The organism is Vagococcus fluvialis (genome assembly GCF_048815235.1).
Taxonomy (GTDB): domain Bacteria; phylum Bacillota; class Bacilli; order Lactobacillales; family Vagococcaceae; genus Vagococcus.
Genome location: NZ_JBMEAO010000014.1, coordinates 21,489 through 38,968 on the forward strand (window position 1 = coordinate 21,489; position 17,480 = coordinate 38,968).

General features: G+C 33.9%; 31 protein-coding genes. 5 read left to right on the forward strand and 26 right to left on the reverse strand.

All coding sequences use genetic code 11. From position 1 onward, the window contains the following. Positions 1–8 precede the first annotated feature (8 nt). Positions 9–770, forward strand: a complete 762-nt coding sequence (locus ACODH8_RS09915) for a DUF1828 domain-containing protein (RefSeq protein WP_420517701.1) — start codon at positions 9–11, stop codon at positions 768–770. A 76-nt stretch (positions 771–846) separates the two neighbouring features. On the opposite strand, the gene ACODH8_RS09920 is transcribed toward ACODH8_RS09915, so the two are convergent. The 21 genes from ACODH8_RS09920 to ACODH8_RS10020 form a co-directional block, all read right to left on the reverse strand. Continuing rightward, complete coding sequence (locus ACODH8_RS09920; protein ID WP_420517702.1) at positions 847–1,596, reverse strand: peptidoglycan amidohydrolase family protein; 750 nt, start codon at positions 1,594–1,596, stop codon at positions 847–849. Between the two features lie 41 nt (positions 1,597–1,637). After that, positions 1,638–1,904, reverse strand: coding sequence for a phage holin (locus ACODH8_RS09925; protein ID WP_420517703.1), 267 nt, complete (start codon positions 1,902–1,904; stop codon positions 1,638–1,640). 1 nt (position 1,905) lies between these two features. After that, entirely contained in the window at positions 1,906–2,142 is a 237-nt protein-coding gene (locus tag ACODH8_RS09930) for a hemolysin XhlA family protein (RefSeq protein ID WP_420517704.1), read from the reverse strand. A gap of 57 nt (positions 2,143–2,199) precedes the next feature. Further along, a complete protein-coding gene (locus ACODH8_RS09935; protein WP_420517705.1) occupies positions 2,200–2,439 on the reverse strand; it encodes a hypothetical protein in 240 nt (79 codons plus the stop codon). Then, positions 2,439–2,852: a DUF1617 family protein gene (locus tag ACODH8_RS09940; protein WP_420517706.1), complete on the reverse strand. Its 414-nt coding sequence runs from the start codon at positions 2,850–2,852 to the stop codon at positions 2,439–2,441. The genes ACODH8_RS09935 and ACODH8_RS09940 overlap by 1 nt, the downstream gene beginning before the upstream one ends. Positions 2,853–2,863: 11 nt before the next feature. After that, positions 2,864–4,624 (reverse strand): hypothetical protein, encoded by a 1,761-nt coding sequence (locus ACODH8_RS09945; protein WP_420517707.1) that lies wholly within the window; start codon positions 4,622–4,624, stop codon positions 2,864–2,866. 125 nt (positions 4,625–4,749) lie between these two features. Continuing rightward, positions 4,750–6,060 (reverse strand): PBSX family phage terminase large subunit, encoded by a 1,311-nt coding sequence (locus ACODH8_RS09950; RefSeq protein ID WP_420517708.1) that lies wholly within the window; start codon positions 6,058–6,060, stop codon positions 4,750–4,752. Beyond that, complete coding sequence (gene terS / locus ACODH8_RS09955) at positions 6,053–6,772, reverse strand: phage terminase small subunit (RefSeq protein WP_420517709.1); 720 nt, start codon at positions 6,770–6,772, stop codon at positions 6,053–6,055. Before terS ends, ACODH8_RS09950 begins: the two co-directional genes overlap by 8 nt. An 86-nt stretch (positions 6,773–6,858) precedes the next feature. Then, a complete protein-coding gene (locus tag ACODH8_RS09960) occupies positions 6,859–7,641 on the reverse strand; it encodes a site-specific DNA-methyltransferase (protein ID WP_332466136.1) in 783 nt (260 codons plus the stop codon). A gap of 242 nt (positions 7,642–7,883) precedes the next feature. Further along, positions 7,884–8,678, reverse strand: coding sequence for a S1 family peptidase (locus ACODH8_RS09965; RefSeq protein ID WP_420517710.1), 795 nt, complete (start codon positions 8,676–8,678; stop codon positions 7,884–7,886). Positions 8,679–8,706: 28 nt separating this feature from the next. Beyond that, positions 8,707–9,291: a sigma factor-like helix-turn-helix DNA-binding protein gene (locus ACODH8_RS09970; RefSeq protein WP_420517711.1), complete on the reverse strand. Its 585-nt coding sequence runs from the start codon at positions 9,289–9,291 to the stop codon at positions 8,707–8,709. A 101-nt stretch (positions 9,292–9,392) separates the two neighbouring features. Further along, positions 9,393–9,572: an XtrA/YqaO family protein gene (locus ACODH8_RS09975; RefSeq protein ID WP_420517712.1), complete on the reverse strand. Its 180-nt coding sequence runs from the start codon at positions 9,570–9,572 to the stop codon at positions 9,393–9,395. Between the two features lie 74 nt (positions 9,573–9,646). After that, positions 9,647–9,940 (reverse strand): hypothetical protein, encoded by a 294-nt coding sequence (locus ACODH8_RS09980; RefSeq protein ID WP_332466133.1) that lies wholly within the window; start codon positions 9,938–9,940, stop codon positions 9,647–9,649. Positions 9,941–9,951: 11 nt separating this feature from the next. After that, on the reverse strand, positions 9,952–10,140 hold the full coding sequence (locus ACODH8_RS09985; protein ID WP_420517713.1) for a hypothetical protein: 189 nt from the start codon (positions 10,138–10,140) through the stop codon (positions 9,952–9,954). A gap of 9 nt (positions 10,141–10,149) precedes the next feature. After that, on the reverse strand, positions 10,150–10,584 hold the full coding sequence (locus ACODH8_RS09990) for a DUF1064 domain-containing protein (protein ID WP_420517714.1): 435 nt from the start codon (positions 10,582–10,584) through the stop codon (positions 10,150–10,152). Continuing rightward, positions 10,581–10,727, reverse strand: coding sequence for a hypothetical protein (locus ACODH8_RS09995; protein WP_332466130.1), 147 nt, complete (start codon positions 10,725–10,727; stop codon positions 10,581–10,583). Before ACODH8_RS09995 ends, ACODH8_RS09990 begins: the two co-directional genes overlap by 4 nt. Positions 10,728–10,729: 2 nt before the next feature. Next, entirely contained in the window at positions 10,730–10,993 is a 264-nt protein-coding gene (locus ACODH8_RS10000) for a YopX family protein (protein ID WP_420517715.1), read from the reverse strand. Then, positions 10,975–11,352, reverse strand: a complete 378-nt coding sequence (locus ACODH8_RS10005; RefSeq protein ID WP_420517716.1) for a host-nuclease inhibitor Gam family protein — start codon at positions 11,350–11,352, stop codon at positions 10,975–10,977. The genes ACODH8_RS10000 and ACODH8_RS10005 overlap by 19 nt, the downstream gene beginning before the upstream one ends. Then, positions 11,336–11,638, reverse strand: coding sequence for a hypothetical protein (locus ACODH8_RS10010; RefSeq protein WP_420517717.1), 303 nt, complete (start codon positions 11,636–11,638; stop codon positions 11,336–11,338). Before ACODH8_RS10010 ends, ACODH8_RS10005 begins: the two co-directional genes overlap by 17 nt. A 78-nt stretch (positions 11,639–11,716) precedes the next feature. Then, positions 11,717–12,160: a YopX family protein gene (locus tag ACODH8_RS10015; RefSeq protein WP_420517718.1), complete on the reverse strand. Its 444-nt coding sequence runs from the start codon at positions 12,158–12,160 to the stop codon at positions 11,717–11,719. A gap of 15 nt (positions 12,161–12,175) precedes the next feature. Then, entirely contained in the window at positions 12,176–12,373 is a 198-nt protein-coding gene (locus tag ACODH8_RS10020; RefSeq protein WP_420517719.1) for a hypothetical protein, read from the reverse strand. Positions 12,374–12,797: 424 nt separating this feature from the next. On the opposite strand from ACODH8_RS10020, the gene ACODH8_RS10025 reads away from it, so the two are divergent. Beyond that, a complete protein-coding gene (locus tag ACODH8_RS10025; RefSeq protein ID WP_420517720.1) occupies positions 12,798–13,151 on the forward strand; it encodes a hypothetical protein in 354 nt (117 codons plus the stop codon). Positions 13,152–13,237: 86 nt separating this feature from the next. On the opposite strand, the gene ACODH8_RS10030 is transcribed toward ACODH8_RS10025, so the two are convergent. The 5 genes from ACODH8_RS10030 to ACODH8_RS10050 form a co-directional block, all read right to left on the reverse strand. After that, positions 13,238–13,360 (reverse strand): hypothetical protein, encoded by a 123-nt coding sequence (locus tag ACODH8_RS10030; protein WP_420517721.1) that lies wholly within the window; start codon positions 13,358–13,360, stop codon positions 13,238–13,240. 10 nt (positions 13,361–13,370) lie between these two features. Continuing rightward, positions 13,371–13,610, reverse strand: coding sequence for a helix-turn-helix domain-containing protein (locus tag ACODH8_RS10035; RefSeq protein ID WP_420021457.1), 240 nt, complete (start codon positions 13,608–13,610; stop codon positions 13,371–13,373). Between the two features lie 361 nt (positions 13,611–13,971). Then, positions 13,972–14,145, reverse strand: coding sequence for a hypothetical protein (locus ACODH8_RS10040; RefSeq protein ID WP_420517722.1), 174 nt, complete (start codon positions 14,143–14,145; stop codon positions 13,972–13,974). 12 nt (positions 14,146–14,157) lie between these two features. Continuing rightward, a complete protein-coding gene (locus tag ACODH8_RS10045) occupies positions 14,158–14,922 on the reverse strand; it encodes a phage antirepressor (RefSeq protein ID WP_420517723.1) in 765 nt (254 codons plus the stop codon). A gap of 53 nt (positions 14,923–14,975) precedes the next feature. Further along, positions 14,976–15,188, reverse strand: coding sequence for a helix-turn-helix transcriptional regulator (locus ACODH8_RS10050; RefSeq protein ID WP_420517724.1), 213 nt, complete (start codon positions 15,186–15,188; stop codon positions 14,976–14,978). 211 nt (positions 15,189–15,399) lie between these two features. On the opposite strand from ACODH8_RS10050, the gene ACODH8_RS10055 reads away from it, so the two are divergent. The 3 genes from ACODH8_RS10055 (at position 15,400) to ACODH8_RS10065 (ending at position 17,171) form a co-directional block, all read left to right on the forward strand. Next, positions 15,400–16,011 carry a LexA family protein gene (locus tag ACODH8_RS10055; RefSeq protein ID WP_420517725.1) on the forward strand — a complete coding sequence of 204 codons (612 nt, stop codon included), beginning with the start codon at positions 15,400–15,402 and terminating at the stop codon, positions 16,009–16,011. A 94-nt stretch (positions 16,012–16,105) separates the two neighbouring features. Then, positions 16,106–16,687, forward strand: coding sequence for a hypothetical protein (locus tag ACODH8_RS10060; protein ID WP_420517726.1), 582 nt, complete (start codon positions 16,106–16,108; stop codon positions 16,685–16,687). A gap of 19 nt (positions 16,688–16,706) precedes the next feature. Then, positions 16,707–17,171, forward strand: coding sequence for a hypothetical protein (locus ACODH8_RS10065; RefSeq protein WP_420517727.1), 465 nt, complete (start codon positions 16,707–16,709; stop codon positions 17,169–17,171). Positions 17,172–17,480 lie beyond the last annotated feature (309 nt).

Consider the following 17,480-nt stretch of genomic DNA (forward strand, 5'->3'; position numbering starts at 1 on the left):
AAATATTTATGAATTCGCAAACAGCTAATTTATTAAAGGAGTATTTTGCGTGGTATGAAAAAAAATATTCTGTTACAGAATTAGAAAAAGCGAGCGAAATATTAACGCCCTTTAAAAATCATATAAATGATCGAATAGCTATTTATATAGAATATCTAGATTCTGGGAGAATTAGAATTACTGATGATGGCATAACTATTCAAGAATTAGAAATGGCTGGATTCAAATTAACTGAAACTAGAATAAAGTTGTTAGATTCAATAAAAAAAGATTTTGGTATTTCTCAATTTAATGATGAACTTTGTATTATAGCAGAAAACCCAAAAGAATTCCCTCAAAAAAAACATAACTTGATTCAAGGTATTTTGAAGGTATATGATCTTTTATTTACTATACAAAGTAAAACAAAAACTATGTTTGCTGAAGATGTGTATAATTTTCTATATGAAAATGAATTTGGTGGCACCGAAAAACCGCACATGATTGGCGCTTCTGGTATACTACATCACGTAGACTATTCATTAGGGAAAACTAAAACAAGACCTGATACTATTTTTCAGTTTCTAGGAGATCCCTCATTCGATAGAGTAGCAGCCCAAAAATATGTTAAAGAGGACTTAATAACAAACAAACCACAAACAAAGTACATTTTAATTGGTAATGATTTAAATGGGAAAAAAATTCCTGAAAAATCTCTGGCAGTTGCTAAAGATGCTGATTTAAAAATAATTCCATGGTCAAAGAAAGATAAATTATTAGGATATAAATAAGGAAACCTCTAACCAATTAAGGCTAGAGGTTTTTTTATTTCATAAAAGCAAGGGATTTTTTTACTATACGCAAAAATTAGTAACAAGGCCCCCAAGATTCAGTTTTTTTCTTGCCGTTAGATTTACCAATAGCAACAAATCCAAACGAACCGTCTGCTCTTGGTTGTCTAACCCAAACATAACCATCTTTATGAGTGAATTGATCATATTTCACTTCTTGACCTGGTTTAATCCAACCTAATACTTTACCATCCACCGCTTTATTAAGAATGGCTATATTTTGATTACCTGCGTTAGACTTAAACGTTCCTTTTTCCATATACCAACCAACTTTATCAGGTCTTTCTGTATTTGGTACTTCGATAGGTTTGCTAGTATCGATATTATCATTACGATATACATACCAACCCATGTAATATGGACAAGTTGTAGCTTCATTGTCAACGTAGACACCGTTCATTTGTGGGTTCTTGTAAGTACAATGAATAATTTGAGTGTTGTTGATAAATTCTGCTACGTGGCCTGCTGCTCCACCAGAAGCTCCTTTTTTACCGAAGATGACAATGTCTCCACGTTTTGCAGTCCACGATTTATTGTCTGCGATTAATTTATAACCATTTTGAGCTAACCATGCATGCATTGAATCAGTGTTATATAACCAAGCTGGTTTACTTGCGCCAGCTTTTTCTACTGAACGGACAATTGTGCCTGAACAATCACCAGTTCCGTCTGAACCGTCACGAGCTCCAGTCATTGAGTATCTGATTCCTTGTTGTCTTAATCCGTCCATAAATCCAATTGATGTTTCAATATTGATTCTTGTCATTTTACCACTCCTAATTTTATTTATAAAAAATAGCCCTCAAATTAATGAGGACTATTAATATCTTTGTATGTCATAGCTCTATCGCTATCTGATAAACCTTTAGTTACTGGATCAATCACAATCCCTAGTATTGATAGGACAGCAAATACTGCGTTAATAATTGCAATTAACTGACCTGATAATGTAGTGAAATCCCACTCATAACCGAATGGAATCAAAGTCACTTGGATAACTAGTAAAATAGCAGGTACTATTGTTAACCAAAATGTTTTATTTTTAATACGTACTTCCCAATTAATTTTTTTCATGTTAATTTCCTCCTAAAAATTTAATTAATATATTTCCGATAAATGTTAATCCGAACACAATTAAAAAGCCCCAAGACCACCGATTGCTAGATTTAATATCTTTAATCTGCTTCTCATTGCTTGTAGCCAATGACAGTGCTTCGTTTGCTGTCTTTGTTGCTTCGTTAATGCCTTTCGTGTTTTCTTCGATTCGTGTCAATCGTTGAAGGATTTCACGAGTTAAAGTTTCATCACTCATAATCATAGCTACCACCTTTTCTATTTTTTGACAAAATAAAAACAACCAGAAGTTAATCTAGCTGTTCTTTTCTACTAAAATCCATTCTGAAAGTTTCTGACGAGATACTTCTTCTAAACCTTTGACACCTAGGTTTTCGATTGTTTGGCCATCTTCTAAATCTGCATCAGTTAACGTTACTTTCGCGTTGTAATTGTGCTGTGAGTTGTACGATTGGAATTGTACTCCTGCGTTAATAATGTCACCTTGTTCGTTGAAACCGTACGTCACTGATGTTGCTGGAATTTTGTTTTTCATTATTCTTTACCTTCCTTTTCTTGTTCTAATTGATCTAAAACTTTATCGTAAATAAGTGAGTCTTGACCGCTAAACTCAACTTCGCATGCATGCAACCCTGTAATAAGATGCTCTAAAAACTGACTATACTCATCAAAATTTGCTGATGCTTCTTCAGATAAAAGCTGTCTAAACTCCCGATTATAGTTTTCAATCTTCTCTTGATTCTCAGGAATTGCTTGTTCTTCATCTGAAAGTGATTCGTCAATTCCTACCTCTTTTTTAAGTTCTTCAATATCTTCCATCAGTTCTTGATGCTTTAGAGATAGAACCATAACCAACTTCGTTCTACCTCTACTAGTTCGACCTTTTAATGGCACATCAGTTAAAAAGTTGATGACTGGTGCTAATTCTGAATTTTTAAATGTTAACATTGTTATTCCTCCTATAATCCTAATTTACTGAATATTTGACTGAAACTAATCTCTTTAAAATTGTGATAAAGATATGCGTTACCGCTACTGAAAGTTATCCCACTTGTTAAATCATCATTTAAAACACCAGTTTTATGATTAACACCTATCGTAGTTCCGATCCTAATTGGAACATCTTGCGTACTACCTGACCACCCGAAAGGTACTATACTGTCTAAAAACTCAGTATGACCAAAAAATGTAATTCGAGATTGCCTTAAATATGATGCGTTGGCACTTTTTTCGCCTCTTTTTAACGTCATAAATGATCCGTAAGTACCATCGCTGTGAGAATGCCCGATGTAAATATGCTTTCCTTTTGGCATCAGTTGAATATGCAACGTCTTATCGCCTTGGTTTTCTCCTGTCATAAACGTACCTACCTCGATACCGTTATGATGTAATGTCATTCCTTTAGAATCAATAGTAGACACTGCATTTTGCCAACTGTCAGAAATTAAAAGTCCGTTGGCGTTAATCGATACACTTTTACTAATGCTATTCCAATTACTTTGAACAAAGTTTGTTGTATTACCTGATATTTTATCAACATCTAGGTTAATAATTTTAGCGTTAGCAATACTAGCATCTTGAATTTTAGCTCCTGTTACTGATAAATCAGCAATGTGAGCTGTTTTTATTACAGCGTTATCGATTAATGATGTCCCATTTAAGTGGATAAATTTAGCTTGTATTCTAATCGTCTCAGGTGAAATATTAATTTGAGCTACGACCTTATTTTTCTCAACCCTTAAATTGATGTTGTCTGAAAGTTGAGTTATTTGAGACGACTGAACAATCTGGTCATCTTTAATTAGAGCTACTTCTGTTTTAAGACCATTAGCTGTTTGCTCAACTGTTGAAATTCTACCGTCCATTACTCCGTTATCTATTTGTATGTCTTTCACTTCTGTTTTAAGACCGTTGGCAGTTTGTTCAACTGTTGAAATTCTTGCGTTGAGCGATGCTGTATCAACAGTGTTTTCAACCCTTTTACTGCCTTTGTTTAGTTTCATCTTGCTAAAGTAAGACTCTTGCCGCGCTTCACCTGTTGCTGCTAATTCAAGTGAGTAACTAGTTGCGCCTTTAGGTATTTTAAAAGTAAACTCAAAATCTTGCTCTCCTGAAAGATTAAGTGTTTTAGTGGTAACTCTATTTACAGTTAGTTTTATTGAACATGGAAGTGTCAACTGTTTGTAATGACCTGAGAAAGTTACATCTTCATCTTTTGGAATACTCGAGTTTTGGTCTGTTATGCTATAAAATCTATCTCCGTTGTATCGTTGGTACAACTTAAGAGTTCCTTTATTCATAACAGTTCCTTCTAAACCGATTAAGCCAACTTGCGGAGGACCAGGCATCCCTATAGTGTATGGAAGGTTGTCCGAGAAATCATCAGCATTAATCAAATAGTTAACATAAGTACCGATGTCAGCTACAGCTTGACCAATCTCGACAACTTCGCTTCTGATAGCATCTGTTGTCTGTTCAATCTTGCTGTACTTGGTATTTAGTTCTGTCTGTTCTTTAACAACAAGCTCAATCTTGTCGCTCAATTGATTAATCTGAGTTTGTTGAGCTACGACTTTACCGTCAATCAAAGAGCTGTCGATTCTTGTGTACTCTTTAGGGTCTCCGTTGATTTTCGGATGGTCTAACACACTTCCTAATGTCTCTGTCATTCCTAACGCTGCACCTCCTTTTCTAAACCAGTTTTTAATACGTTGGAACATTTAATCACCTCTTTTTATCTGTGATTTCTTTATGTATTCTATCTAAAGAATCTGCAATTCTTTTTAATTTACTTCCGATATAAAAAACTAAAATAGTTATGAATAAATTACTCACACTACCCCTCCTAAACTTTTAGCCCCCACTGACTAGCCATAGTTAAAACTAAGTACTGAAATGCATCACAAGTATGATCGTCAGTCTTAACAACTTTAGGGTCATCAGTATGTAACGTCTTTTCATCCCACATATATTTCTTGTGCTCTTCAACAAACACCTGATTGTTTGGTGTATCAAGGTAATAAAAACGACCTCGTGCTAATAAATCTTGCACAAAGTCAATCATGATAACCTTTTTCTGTTTGTTAACCGTGTCTAATCTGATACCGTAATCTAAATAATATTGATTCCTTAAAGCACCCTCCGCTGAGTCTATCAACTCAATTTTAATAGGTTTCTGCCATTCTTTCTTAGTTGACAATACAAACTCATTCATATCATGCGACATTTGACTAGGAGCCTTTTTATTAGCTTTTCCCATCGGTGAATAGTAATCGGTATCTAAAAGAATTACGTTACCTTTATTTGTATAAGCCACACATAAAGTTGTTGTTGCTGAAACTTGGTGACCGCTATCAGTCGTATAGCAGATATAAACAATAAACTCATCATCTGGAAGTTTATCCAACTTCTTGATTAATTCCATATTGTAGATATTAGTTCCTAATCCAACTGGTTCGCCTAAATAGATATATCTGTAATAGTCATAATCATTCTTCTTGATTCGCTCAATATCAGCTAACATCTGAGGTGTAACAAATCCTAGCTCATCATCAAGATAACTAGATTCATGAACCAAGTAATCAGGTTCCCCTTTTAATTCTTCGGCCCACTCGTTTATCCAAGCGTAAGGATTACGAGGTGGATTGTATGACCAAAAGAACTTAACCTCATCAGCATCAGGATGTTTCTGCCTCATGAAAGTGATATTCGTTTGATCAAACTCCTCATGACTTTCAAACTCGGCAGCTTCTTCATACCAAACGGCGATAATGTTGTTAATATCATTTGATTTCAACTTAGCAAAATCATCTTGTCCGTAAAAATAGAACGTACTACCTGTTTTAATATGAGTAATTCTAAAAGGCGCAACAGTCGCTTTAAACTCCTCAAAGATAAAGAACTTCTTTAATGCCCACTGTATCTTGTTAAACACTGAATCTCGTATCGTATTACCCACTTTACGAATGACAACGATATTAGCTTGTTTGCCTTGTAAAATAAACGGAATCATCATATAAACAAGTAATAACACGATTACGGATGACTTAAACGAGTTACGGCCACCCTTTAAAACATTGTTAGGTTTCTTAGTGGTCCAAACGGATTTAAAATGAGGATTGACTTCTTTCTGAATATTGATAACCTCATTACTCATCTTCATCACTCCAAGCATCTACGATAGTAATATTTGAAGTTTCAGGCGTTTTGTTGTCTGATTTAAGCTTGTCAATCTGGCTTTCCATTAACTCAAGTTTAAGTCTGCGTTCGTCTGCTTCATCAGCGACATTGATAAATTGTTTAATCAAGTTAGCTAACGTTGACATCGCTCTAGATTGAGCGTTCATGAAAGAGGCGTGCTTATCCCAAGCGTACTGAACCGCATAAGATGTAGCACTACCCTCGATAGATTCAGAGCGACTTGCAACTTCATTAGATAAATCATGTTCATTATCAACAAACATAATCTTCTGCGCTCTAATAATAGCTGTGTATTGAAACATAATAGAATCCCAAAGCATATCGACTTCCGACCTATTTTGGATAGTTTCCATAATTTCAGCCGTTTCTTCAGGAAGCCATTTAGCGAATAATCCGTGAGTTACAGCATTCTTATTCTTTTTAGGCGCAGAAGCTTTTTTGTTCCCTTTATTTCCCACGCTATTTTTATTATTAATTTGAGCGCCTTTTTTATCTGTTGCAACAACATTATTTTGCGTTGCAACATTTTCTGTTGCTTCGCGTTGCCAATTTTCTCTGTTTTTCCTACTCCTTAAAGTCGATGGACTGACATTAAATTTTTCAGCTAAAGACTTCATAGTACAAGTAGTTGATTCGAATTCCGTTCTTATCTCTTGCCAATTAATCACATCAGCCTCACCACCTCACTCTTCGAGTTTTGTTTTGTAATCAATTAATGGCGCTTTCCAATCTCTACTAAAATTAATCATTTCAATCACATTCTTCCCTGGTTGGTTAGATAGTTTGTATTTCTTTCATAAAGCCGAGCTTCTTCTATCCTCTTCTCAGCGATCTTAAAATACTCGGGATCCAACTCCATGCCGATAAAATTTCTATCCAAATTAACCGCAGCTACTCCAGTTGATCCTGAACCCATCGTATTATCCAAAATAGTTTCACCCTCGTTTGAATATGTTTTTATTAAATACTCTAATAACGCTACAGGTTTTTGGGTCGGGTGCACTCTTTTTCCGGAAGCTACTTCAGCACCTCGATTAGATATAGAAATCGTTTGAAGAGGGTATCTAAGCGACCCGTCGTAATCTTTATGACTTTCAAAACCTTTCATAAAAAAATTATCGCTTTTTTTATCTGCAAACTTGCGTTTAGGATATTCACGCTCACCTTTAGCCATTTGAGGATTATATGTAGGTAATTTTTTGTAAAAAACTCCTATGTTCTCTATATTTCTCATAGGCATTTTTCTAGCCAACATAGGATTAGAACCCCTCTTTTTATCCCAATACCAATCGTATCTGTACATTTTAGGTTGACTAAGTCTTAACTTACTAATAAAGGGTTCTTGACCAAATAGAAGTATAGCTCCGTTTTCCTTTATTATCCTATTGTATTGTTCCCAAAGTTTATCTAAAGGGATAACTAAATCCCATTTGTTCGCTGTTGTCCCATAAGGCAAATCACATAAAATCATGTCCACTGAACCATCAGGAATATCTTTCATTAATTCTAAACAATCGCCATGTTTTAAATCTATCATTTTAAACTCCCTTTCCTATTTATCTGATAACACAAAAAGACACATAACCCTACGAAAAGTTATGTGCCGATATAGCGCGATAGTCCCAGGTGACGATTTCCACGTCATCTTCTGCTTATCAGGCAGACGCTTGAATTAAGCTAACCCTCAACCGCCGTACGCTACTACCAATAATAGTCCAGTTTATTCTGGAGGATAAGGGAACCACCCCTCAACTATTTGTGGTGGTTGTATGGCAAAATTTAAGGCAGCAGATTTTCAAAAATTTCTAATTCAGAAGATTTGATAATAATTCCTAAACCTATAGGAATTTTAGAATAGGATGAAATATTATCAATATAATCTGTGGTAATTAACTTTCCCTCTACTCCTTGTATAAATACACTGGAGTTTATCCCTAAAAATTTAACTCTTGGTTGCCCATCTAAAATAAAATTTCCGTCACCTACATGATGGGTTCCGGTAGAGTAAGAAAATACTGGAGAGCCACTTGAACCGCCAACAATCTCGCAATCAATAATAAATTTGGACTCACCCTCATAATCAAGTTTGTAATCAGATGCTGTAATTCCCCTTCTAACTAACGGCCTAACATTCTTACTGTCCCATAAACCGTTTGGATATCCGATAACAAGAACATCCTCTACAGATGACATTGCTGCAGTCTCTGACACATTAGGTATTAATTCCTTCCCTAAAAACGTAACAACAGGATCATATTTTAAATCTGATTGAATCTTGTTAAATAAATCTGTGACAGGTATAACAGCTAGATCTGTCTCTGGATCCGGATGATAAACAACTAACTCTCTCAAATTTTTTATATTAAAGTCTTGAATTTTTTCGCTTCCATCTTTAGTTAACTTTAAGGTTACGTTTAATATACAGGCATTCTCTACAACATGCCTGTTAGTGACAATCACTATCTTGGCCATGTCGTTTTCTTGTTCACACATTTTATAAAAAAAGCCTGTACCTGTAGAATTTTCAGTCTCTAACCTTACTGTGCTTAATATTAATTGATCAATAACATTCATCTAACCACTCCTTTTACATACAATCATACTAAAAAAGGCTAGTTTGTGCACCATCAATTAGAGATTTATTCAATTTCTCCATACCTCTGTTCACATAACTTTGAACTGTAGACCTTGAGACTTCCATATAATCAGCTGTTTCTTGATAACTATTTCCTTTAGCCACAACGGAGTTAATTGCTTCTTTTTCCCTATCAGTTAGACAACTCATATAATCATCTAGCTTCTTCAAATCTTCCTCGGTTAGATCCTCGCTATCAAACCTAAACTTATTCACCACTACTAAATCCATGTCAGACCATAACTGAGTACGCTGATACCTTGAGCGATTGCTTATCTCACGTCTTGCTCCTGGTTCTTTTGCATCACGTAACCATTCAATCGAATACATTGAACTAGAAACGACTCCACCTAAAATGCTGATAGGCTTTTTTAATTCAATGAGTTCTTCACTGATAGATGGTATTTCTTTCCATTTGGCATGATTCTCGCATTCTCTCTTATATTTCAATAAATAGTCCCTACGATTTTTAAGTTCTTCTAAACGACGTCTAACGCCCTTTAAATCATTTCTATATTCTCGCTCTAGTTCATCAGCATACTTCCAAGTCATGGTCTTTTTCCTCCTTAAAATAAAAAAAGAGGACACCTCAATAAACGTATTAAACGTTCATCAAGATATCCTCCAGTTGTCTGGTCAGATAATATTTAATTTTAAAACTTACTTTTAATTTTCTGTTCTACAAAAGTGACTTTTTCGTCATGGCTAGTAATTTCAACAATTCCAAACTTTGGCAATTCTGCTGATTTCATCTGGCCATTGCTGATAATCACTAGAGCGTTCTTTCCTTCGAGTTCTTTTATATCGTTTAAATCCATTGATTTTAGTTCCAATCTTGCCAGCTCCTTGTTATAATACTTTTAGGCGGTATTATTGAGTGGCAAGAGTGATCTTGCTGCTTTTTTATTTATAAGTCTTTGATAGCATATAAAATTGCTTCCATACGTTCTTTCGTTAAGTAGCCTACTACGTCATATAACAAATCAGAATCAATATTCTCGATTTTATCTCTCAGTTCTTTATCCTTTGTATTTATATGACTAGGAGTTCTTAACATCATTTCCAAACCATAAGAGTATTTACCAAGAATTACGCTTGCACCAAACCCATTATGAAATTCATAAACAACTTGCTGATTAAAATTGTTTGTTCTTATTTCTCGCCAATCTTCTAGCTCTTCAATTTCTGGTATAGTTTTCATTCTCTTTTCCCCTACGCCAAACTTTCTAAATCGGTAATAAAACTCTCAAACAAACGAGCTTCTTGCCTTAATTGGCCTATAAGCCTTAATAAGGATTCAGAATCATCTGATTTTTTATACTGTTTCATAAAATCATTTAAACTTTTATTGGTACTTTCTAACTCTTTTCTCCATTTTTTTATTATTTCTTCTTTAGTCATTTCCTCACCTCACGCCATTTCTTCCTCAAACGTCTTACTCTTATAATCATATTTTGCTAGTATCAGCGGTATTCCGTATCTTTTCATGAACATCTTAGCCTTGATGTTAAAAGCCTCTGTACGCTTCCCTTTTACGTCTACTACTTTGACAAGTTGGCCACCTTCATAAAAAGTGAAGTCAGGCTTATACTTGATTGCCTGCTTCCGTTTGCCTTCAATCTCAAACGCCTCCTGTAGAAGAAATTCTTCTTGCATCTTGAAATTGGTGATACCTCTCATTTTTAGCAAATAGTAATATTTAGCTTCTGCCTTAGAATCGAACACGTGACCATCTAAGACAGTTTTCTTTGCTCCGTACTTATTAGTCGGTTTATTCTTTTTACTCGGCTGTACTGCTCTAATTTTGCGTTGTTTTATCGGTGTTGGGTAGTTAAGTTGTTTCATCTAAACAATAAATCCCATATATATCGAAGAACCCATAATGATAAAATAGATGGAATGCCAAAAATTAATGGCATTAAAAAGCAACCTACCGCAGGACCAAATAAAAGCTTGAAATTCTCCGCTGTTTCTTTCACTTGTTTCATCATTACCCTCCCAACAACTCTAGGTTCTCGTAAATATTACCGATAACTTCGATTTCTTCCGTATCTGTATTATTTATCGTACTTAGTACATTGCTTTCGTAAAACCACATGCCAGGAATATGCTCGTAATTCAAATCGAATGCTGGGTATTCTTCGCCACCAAAATAAACATCAGTTACATAACTGTCAACACCGTCACAGACTCTAACAATATCACCCTCATAAATCTCAACACCGTTTTTATCTTTTAGGCCTGTGAACTGCATGAGAACAACATTCCATATTCAATTTTAGCTGCAGATTTTAGTAATGACACTTGACCGTAAGGAGTTTTAATTTTAGCTTTAGGATCATCAACTAATAATTCTCTGTGATACTCTGATATTTTTTGTTCAAAGAACTCAACACTTTGTTTGTGAGAGCTATTTTCTTTTTGTTCCCATTGATCAATACGATATCTTTCTTCTTTAGCAAGCTGCTCATTTTCTTCAATTTGATTATTTAAAGCAGCAATTTTCCTTAATGCCCAATTAACACTTTCTAAATCATTAATCGCCCAACCTTGTTTTTCTTCTTCAGAACTGTTTGTTAATTCTTCAATCTCATATCTATTTAATGCGTTCATGTTTTCCCTCCTCAATAACTTTAGCAAGCTCTCTTAACATGCTAGGCAAATCCTTAGTTTCTAATACAATCGCTACATCTAAACCATTAATTGCGTCATTTAGTGTATCTTGTGATAAAGGAGTATAGTCCTTCCATTCACTTAACAAACAATCCGATTTATCTTTGTACTCTACGCCTATCCATGATTTATTTTTTTCGTGTGGACGAATGATTAAACGAGTCTCTCTATCTGTCTCTACAAGGTATTGAGCGTTTTTTTCATCCGTTTTAATTACATATCCCACTTGCAAACCTCCTAATTTCGTGCTATTTTTAACGTAATAATAATAAAAAGTGTAGTTTTCTAGTTAGTGTTCTCAGCACTAGCTAGATTTTTTTGTTTCTAATAGTTCTGGATTTTCACTGTCATTTAAAATTTCACCACTTTCAAATATATTGCCTATGACTCTTAAATCTCCATGTCTTACTTCAATAGCTGGAAAGTTATAACTAGCTGTTTTCTCATCGTATTTAACAACTTCTTCAAACTTATCTTCACCACTATGCCAATGAGAACCTATCCATCCACATAATATATCCCCCTCAAAAATTTCAACACCGTTTTTATCTTTTAAGCCTGTGTATTGACCAACAGAACCTGGTTCAACCATTACCATTTTATTTCTTACTAAATCAGCAAAAGTACTACTACTTGCTGATTCATGACCTTGAAATATAAATTTACATTGTTCATCGAATGAAATTAAACTCCCATAAATCCAATCGCCTGTTAAAATACATTTACCTCTAAACTTAATCTCTCTCACTCTTCCTCACTCCTTTCAAAATTTTCTAGTAGACAAAGGTAAACCTCTATCTATACTTTTTGTTCCAGACTTAACAAACTCACCTGTTTTCTTGATAAATTGCATACGCTCGCTGTTAAGTTCAACAATTATAGTGTTAGTTAAATCACTTATTAACCTGTATTTAGTGCGACCTATCTTAACTTCATCGTTGCCTAGATATGTTAGTTTCATGTGACTTTTTCCTTTCTGAGTATTCATAACTCGATATATCGCTGTCCATAAAACTTGCTAAAAATAGTGGTATCAAAGCGATCAATACAAGTAATCCAAATTTATATGTAGCTAAGCACGTTATAATCATAAGTAGATATGCTCTAGTTGTGTGCTGACGCTCGATGTATTCTAGTTTCATTTCTTCCTCTCCTTCTCATTCAGATATAGCCACACTAAGCTAAATATAACTGTTATCAGTAACACTACTTCCATTGCACTAACTCCAATATGTAGAGGATTATCCACATTAGGAATATGCTGAGAGCTAGTTTGCTAGCGTATAATGCAATACGTTTGATGTGTTTCTTCACTTCCTCACTCCTTACTATGTTGATTAGTTATTTCTGTTTGGTATAATTTGTTTAAAAAGGTTGTGTTTATTTTGGAAATATCATCCAATGAAATCAAAATTCTTAAATCACTTCGTTATGAATTCCTTACTATCAGAATCCCTAATCAGAATATGAATAAAGAAATGATTTCTAACAAAACTAAAATCGATTTCCATTTAGTAGTTCATTGTGTAGATCACTTATTAGATGCTGGATATATTCGTAAAACCATTTTCGGAACTGATGAAAACTCTTATTTTGAATTAACTCCAAAAGGTTCTAACTTATTAGATGAGAAAAAGTATGATTTGAAATCAAAAATATTATGGAATGTGATAACTCCAGTTGTGTTATCTGTTATCACTACTTTGATTACCCTGTGGTTTAACTCTCTATCAAAATAAATTTAATTTAGTTACTATTAACGTTGTGATTATAGAAACAAAAATCGATATTAATACTGATATAAGACGCCATAGTGTGTCTTTTTTCATTTCCTCACTCCTCTAGCTTTCTCCTTGCGTTGCTCTTTTAAATGAGCTTCGTAATCGTCGCTTTTTTCGTAGTAAGCCATGACTACGAATGCTTTTTCTAACGCTTGTTTTCTTGTCATGTAATGTCTCCTATCTGTTTAATTTCATTTTGCTAACGTACTCAAATAAAGCAATAGAACTAAATTTCCACTCAACACCTATTTTGGCACCAGGTATTGTTCCTTCTGCTGCTTGTTTTTTTACTTGAGCTACACTACAACCAAGATAATCAGCAGCTTGTTTAGAACTCCAAACTTCATTTTTTATAGTTTGTTTGGCTATAAATACCTCTAAATCATCCAATGATACTAAAGCTAAATTAGTTCCCATTAGTGTTCCCTCCTATGCGATGTCGTCTAAATTGACACCGTATTATTTTTTATTTGATATACTATCCTTATCAGCAAGTGGTCTGCTGAAATAACTGATAAGGTGGTGAAAATATAATGCTTAAACACTATTACTTTTATAATAAAATGGATGATAAGTATCGCCACGAAGTGCATACAGAAGAATGCGTTTATCTACCTGCGTTAGAAAACCGAACTTACATCGGATACGAATCATCTTGCAAGGAAGCAATCAACCTTGCTAATACCAAGTTCCCTTCAAAAATTTTTGACGGTTGCTTCTGGTGTTCTAACGCCTGTCACAAAGGCTAATTTACTTGAGGAGTAGTTACCGCTACTTCTCATTTTTTTGTCCGACTGCGATACTTTCTAATCGCCTCTCGATCAACCACAGTTTCCAGATGACTTTGATAAACTTTAACAACAGTTTGTAGAGCTTCATTCTCTTTTCGCAAAAAATCGTTCTCTACAGTTAATTTTTTAACTAGTACTTGATGTTTTTCAATTTCACTCATCCCTATTCCCTCCTATGCGATGTCGTCAATTTCAATCATTGGTAAAATTCCATTTTGCTTTAATAATTCATAAATAAAGATATGACCTTTTTGAGTCCATTTCATTCTTGTTTTAACTTGTTGCTTACCATTGGCGTCTGTATAATCAAACGGTTCAATATGTGTATAACCTTTAGCTTGATGTTTGCTATAAAGTAACCACGTGCCACTTTGATTAAATTGAACGCCTAAATCATGTAACAACTGATTAAACTTAACAGCTGACATACCGTAATTTTTAGATATCTTACTGATAGTTACTAAACCTTGATTGTTTAGAATGCTGTCATAATAATCTGCTTTAGGTTGTAACTCGTTAACTCGTTGTTCAGCTACAAGTCGTAAAGTGCGTTCTTCTTTCAATTGAGTTGCCACTTCGATAAGTAAATCTGGATTGTCTAGTAATTCTTCTTTTGCATACATTCCGTGTTTGCGGATATCTTTTAGAATTTGCTTAACTTCTTTTTTAAACTTCTTAGCAATAGGTTTTCTTGATTGCATTAAAACTTCGTAGAGACCATCTTCTGTTAAGAACCATGCTTCTCGTTTTTGACCTGAGGTAACTAATTGTTCCTTCAGCTTTTCTTCAACATCAATATTTTCTAACATTCTTGAAACTTTTGAATGTTCAATCCATTCAGCGACATCTTTCGCTAAAAACAATGGATTGTCTAAATCTCCATAAATTTTAAAATCTTTAGATAAAACTTCTCGTTGGTCTATTACTTGTAAATTCATTTAACTTCCTCCTTTATTCTATATGATTTAAAATCATATGTGAGTCAAAAAAATTAAAGAGTTACCTCTTTGTCTTTGTTAATACCTAAAATTTCATCCGATGTCACTCCAAAAAACTTACATACTTTTACAATGTTGACAGCGTTCATTGACAATGGATTATTTTCCCACAAGCTAATTGACGCTTGAGTAACTCCAATTTTTTCAGCAAGTTCTTTTTGGCTCATTCTATTTTTTCTAGCTCTTAACTCTGCTATGTTCGTCATTTATTTCACCTCGCTTCTTAACTTGGTTTAATCATACATGATTTAAAATCATATATCAAGTATTTTATATGATTTATTTTATATATTTTTAAAATACATATCAGTCTATATATTAAAAATGTTATTTTTATAAGTTTTTTACTATATAATATTGATTTTAAATCATACTATGATATAGTAAACTTATAATTTAATAAAGGAGGTTACAAAGATGCAAATAGGAGAGAGAATAAAAGAATTACGAGAAAATAAAAATTTAACCCAAACGGAATTAGCTGAACTTTTAGGTTTTAAAACATACACAACTGTCTCTAAGTGGGAAAGTAATGATAATTATCCTAAAGGAAAAGATTTAAAGAGGCTGTCAGAAATTTTTGGAGTTACTTCTGATTACTTGTTAGGTTTAACTGCTGAAAGTTTATTAAATAAAATAAGCAAATTTGTCAAAATACCAGTCTTAGGTGTTATAACTTGTGGCGATCCAATTCTAGCGGAACAAAATATTATTGATTACAAAGAGGAAATAGCTGATAATTTACCTTCAGGCGAACTATTCTACCTACAAACAAAAGGAAACAGTATGACACCTACTATTCCTGAAAATTCATTCGTCATGATAAGGAAACAAGAAACTGTAGAGAATAATGAGATTGCTGCTGTTTTAGTAAATGGAGACACAGAAGCTACTTTAAAACGTGTTAGATTTCAAGGTGATACAATCATCTTAATGCCTGACAACAGCGAACATAACCCGATTATAGCTAATGAAGAAAATCCAATTAGAATAATCGGTAAAGCGATAAAAGTTAGTATTGATTTATAAAAAAACACACCGTTCTCCCCTACTAAAAGTTGAACGGTGTGTTATATAAAAGTAACGCCAAAAATATTATAACATATCAAAGGAGTTTAACTAGATGAAAAAGACAATGTATATTTCTTCATTAATCGTTCTGTTAACAACTAGTTGCATTTTTAGTTACTTGTACATAAAGAATACGCGCTTGTTGAGCGACTCAAATGTAGCTTATTCAGAACTGTCCACACAGTATGATTCTCTAGCTAAAAAGAATAGTGAGAACGATAAAAAAATTAAAAATTTAAAAACAGAATTGGATAAAGCTGAGAAAGATTTAAAAATCGCTAAAGATAAATTAGGAAACGGATTGCCTGTTGCGCAAGAACAATTTGACAAGCCTACTATAGATGATACGAATTCTGTTAATTCAAACAACGAATATCATTTGACGCATAAAATGCCTATAACTGAATATAAAGTGCCGACTAATGAAGATATGGAAAAATATAAAGAACAACATGAGGAAGAATTAGCAGATCAACAACAGAAGGATAATGAACCACAATATGCTATAGCTGGTGAGAATAATAGCGGAGTATTCCGTTTCTCAGCTGACAACGGAATAACAGTTGATGAATTTTATAAATTAAACCCAAATTTTGATACATATACTCCTGGTGATTCGTATAGAATAAAATAATATATTGGAGGTAATTTTAATGGGAATTTTTTCTAATAAAAAGAAAGAAGATGCACATCCTGAATTTAAAGCAACGTTTTCTGCTGGAGACAAAGTACTATTCGATGATAATAACAGGTTAATAAAAACGAATTTTTCAGCATTCGGTTTAAAAGCAAAAGACTACTTATCGTATGATGATATTTTAGATATAAATGTAATAAACGATAATGAAGTGATTAAAAAAAGTGGCGCAGGCGGTGCTGTCGGAGGTGCATTACTATTCGGCCCAGTAGGAATGGTTGCAGGCGGATTGATGTCTAGAGGTAAGAAAAAGAAAGAAGTCACAGAAAAATTACATATAAATTTAATATTAAAGAATGGTAATGTAAAAACGATATATTTTATCAATTCAAAAACAAAACATAGTTCATTTTTATACAAAGCTATCTACCCAGAATTTTTAAGCGCTGGAAGTAAATTGGAAAGCATTATAAGCGAATAAAAAAACACGCCCCTCACCTTGGACAGTAAGAGCGTGCTTAACGAAAAAAAGACAAAAAAAATAGAGCGCAAATCATGGATACCGTCCCATGCGACCGACGCTAGGATAACCCTCCCGCTGGGGAACGTAGCTGCGCTCTTGCTACTTTGACTAGCACGGAAATACTAGCCTAAATCATTTTTGAGAGATAATCTCTCTTCACGTATATTTATACCACGATATACTGTATTAGTCAATAAAACAACACGTCTTCCCCGACCAAGAGAAATGACGTGTTTAACATAAATAACCTAAGATAGGCTTCTTTAA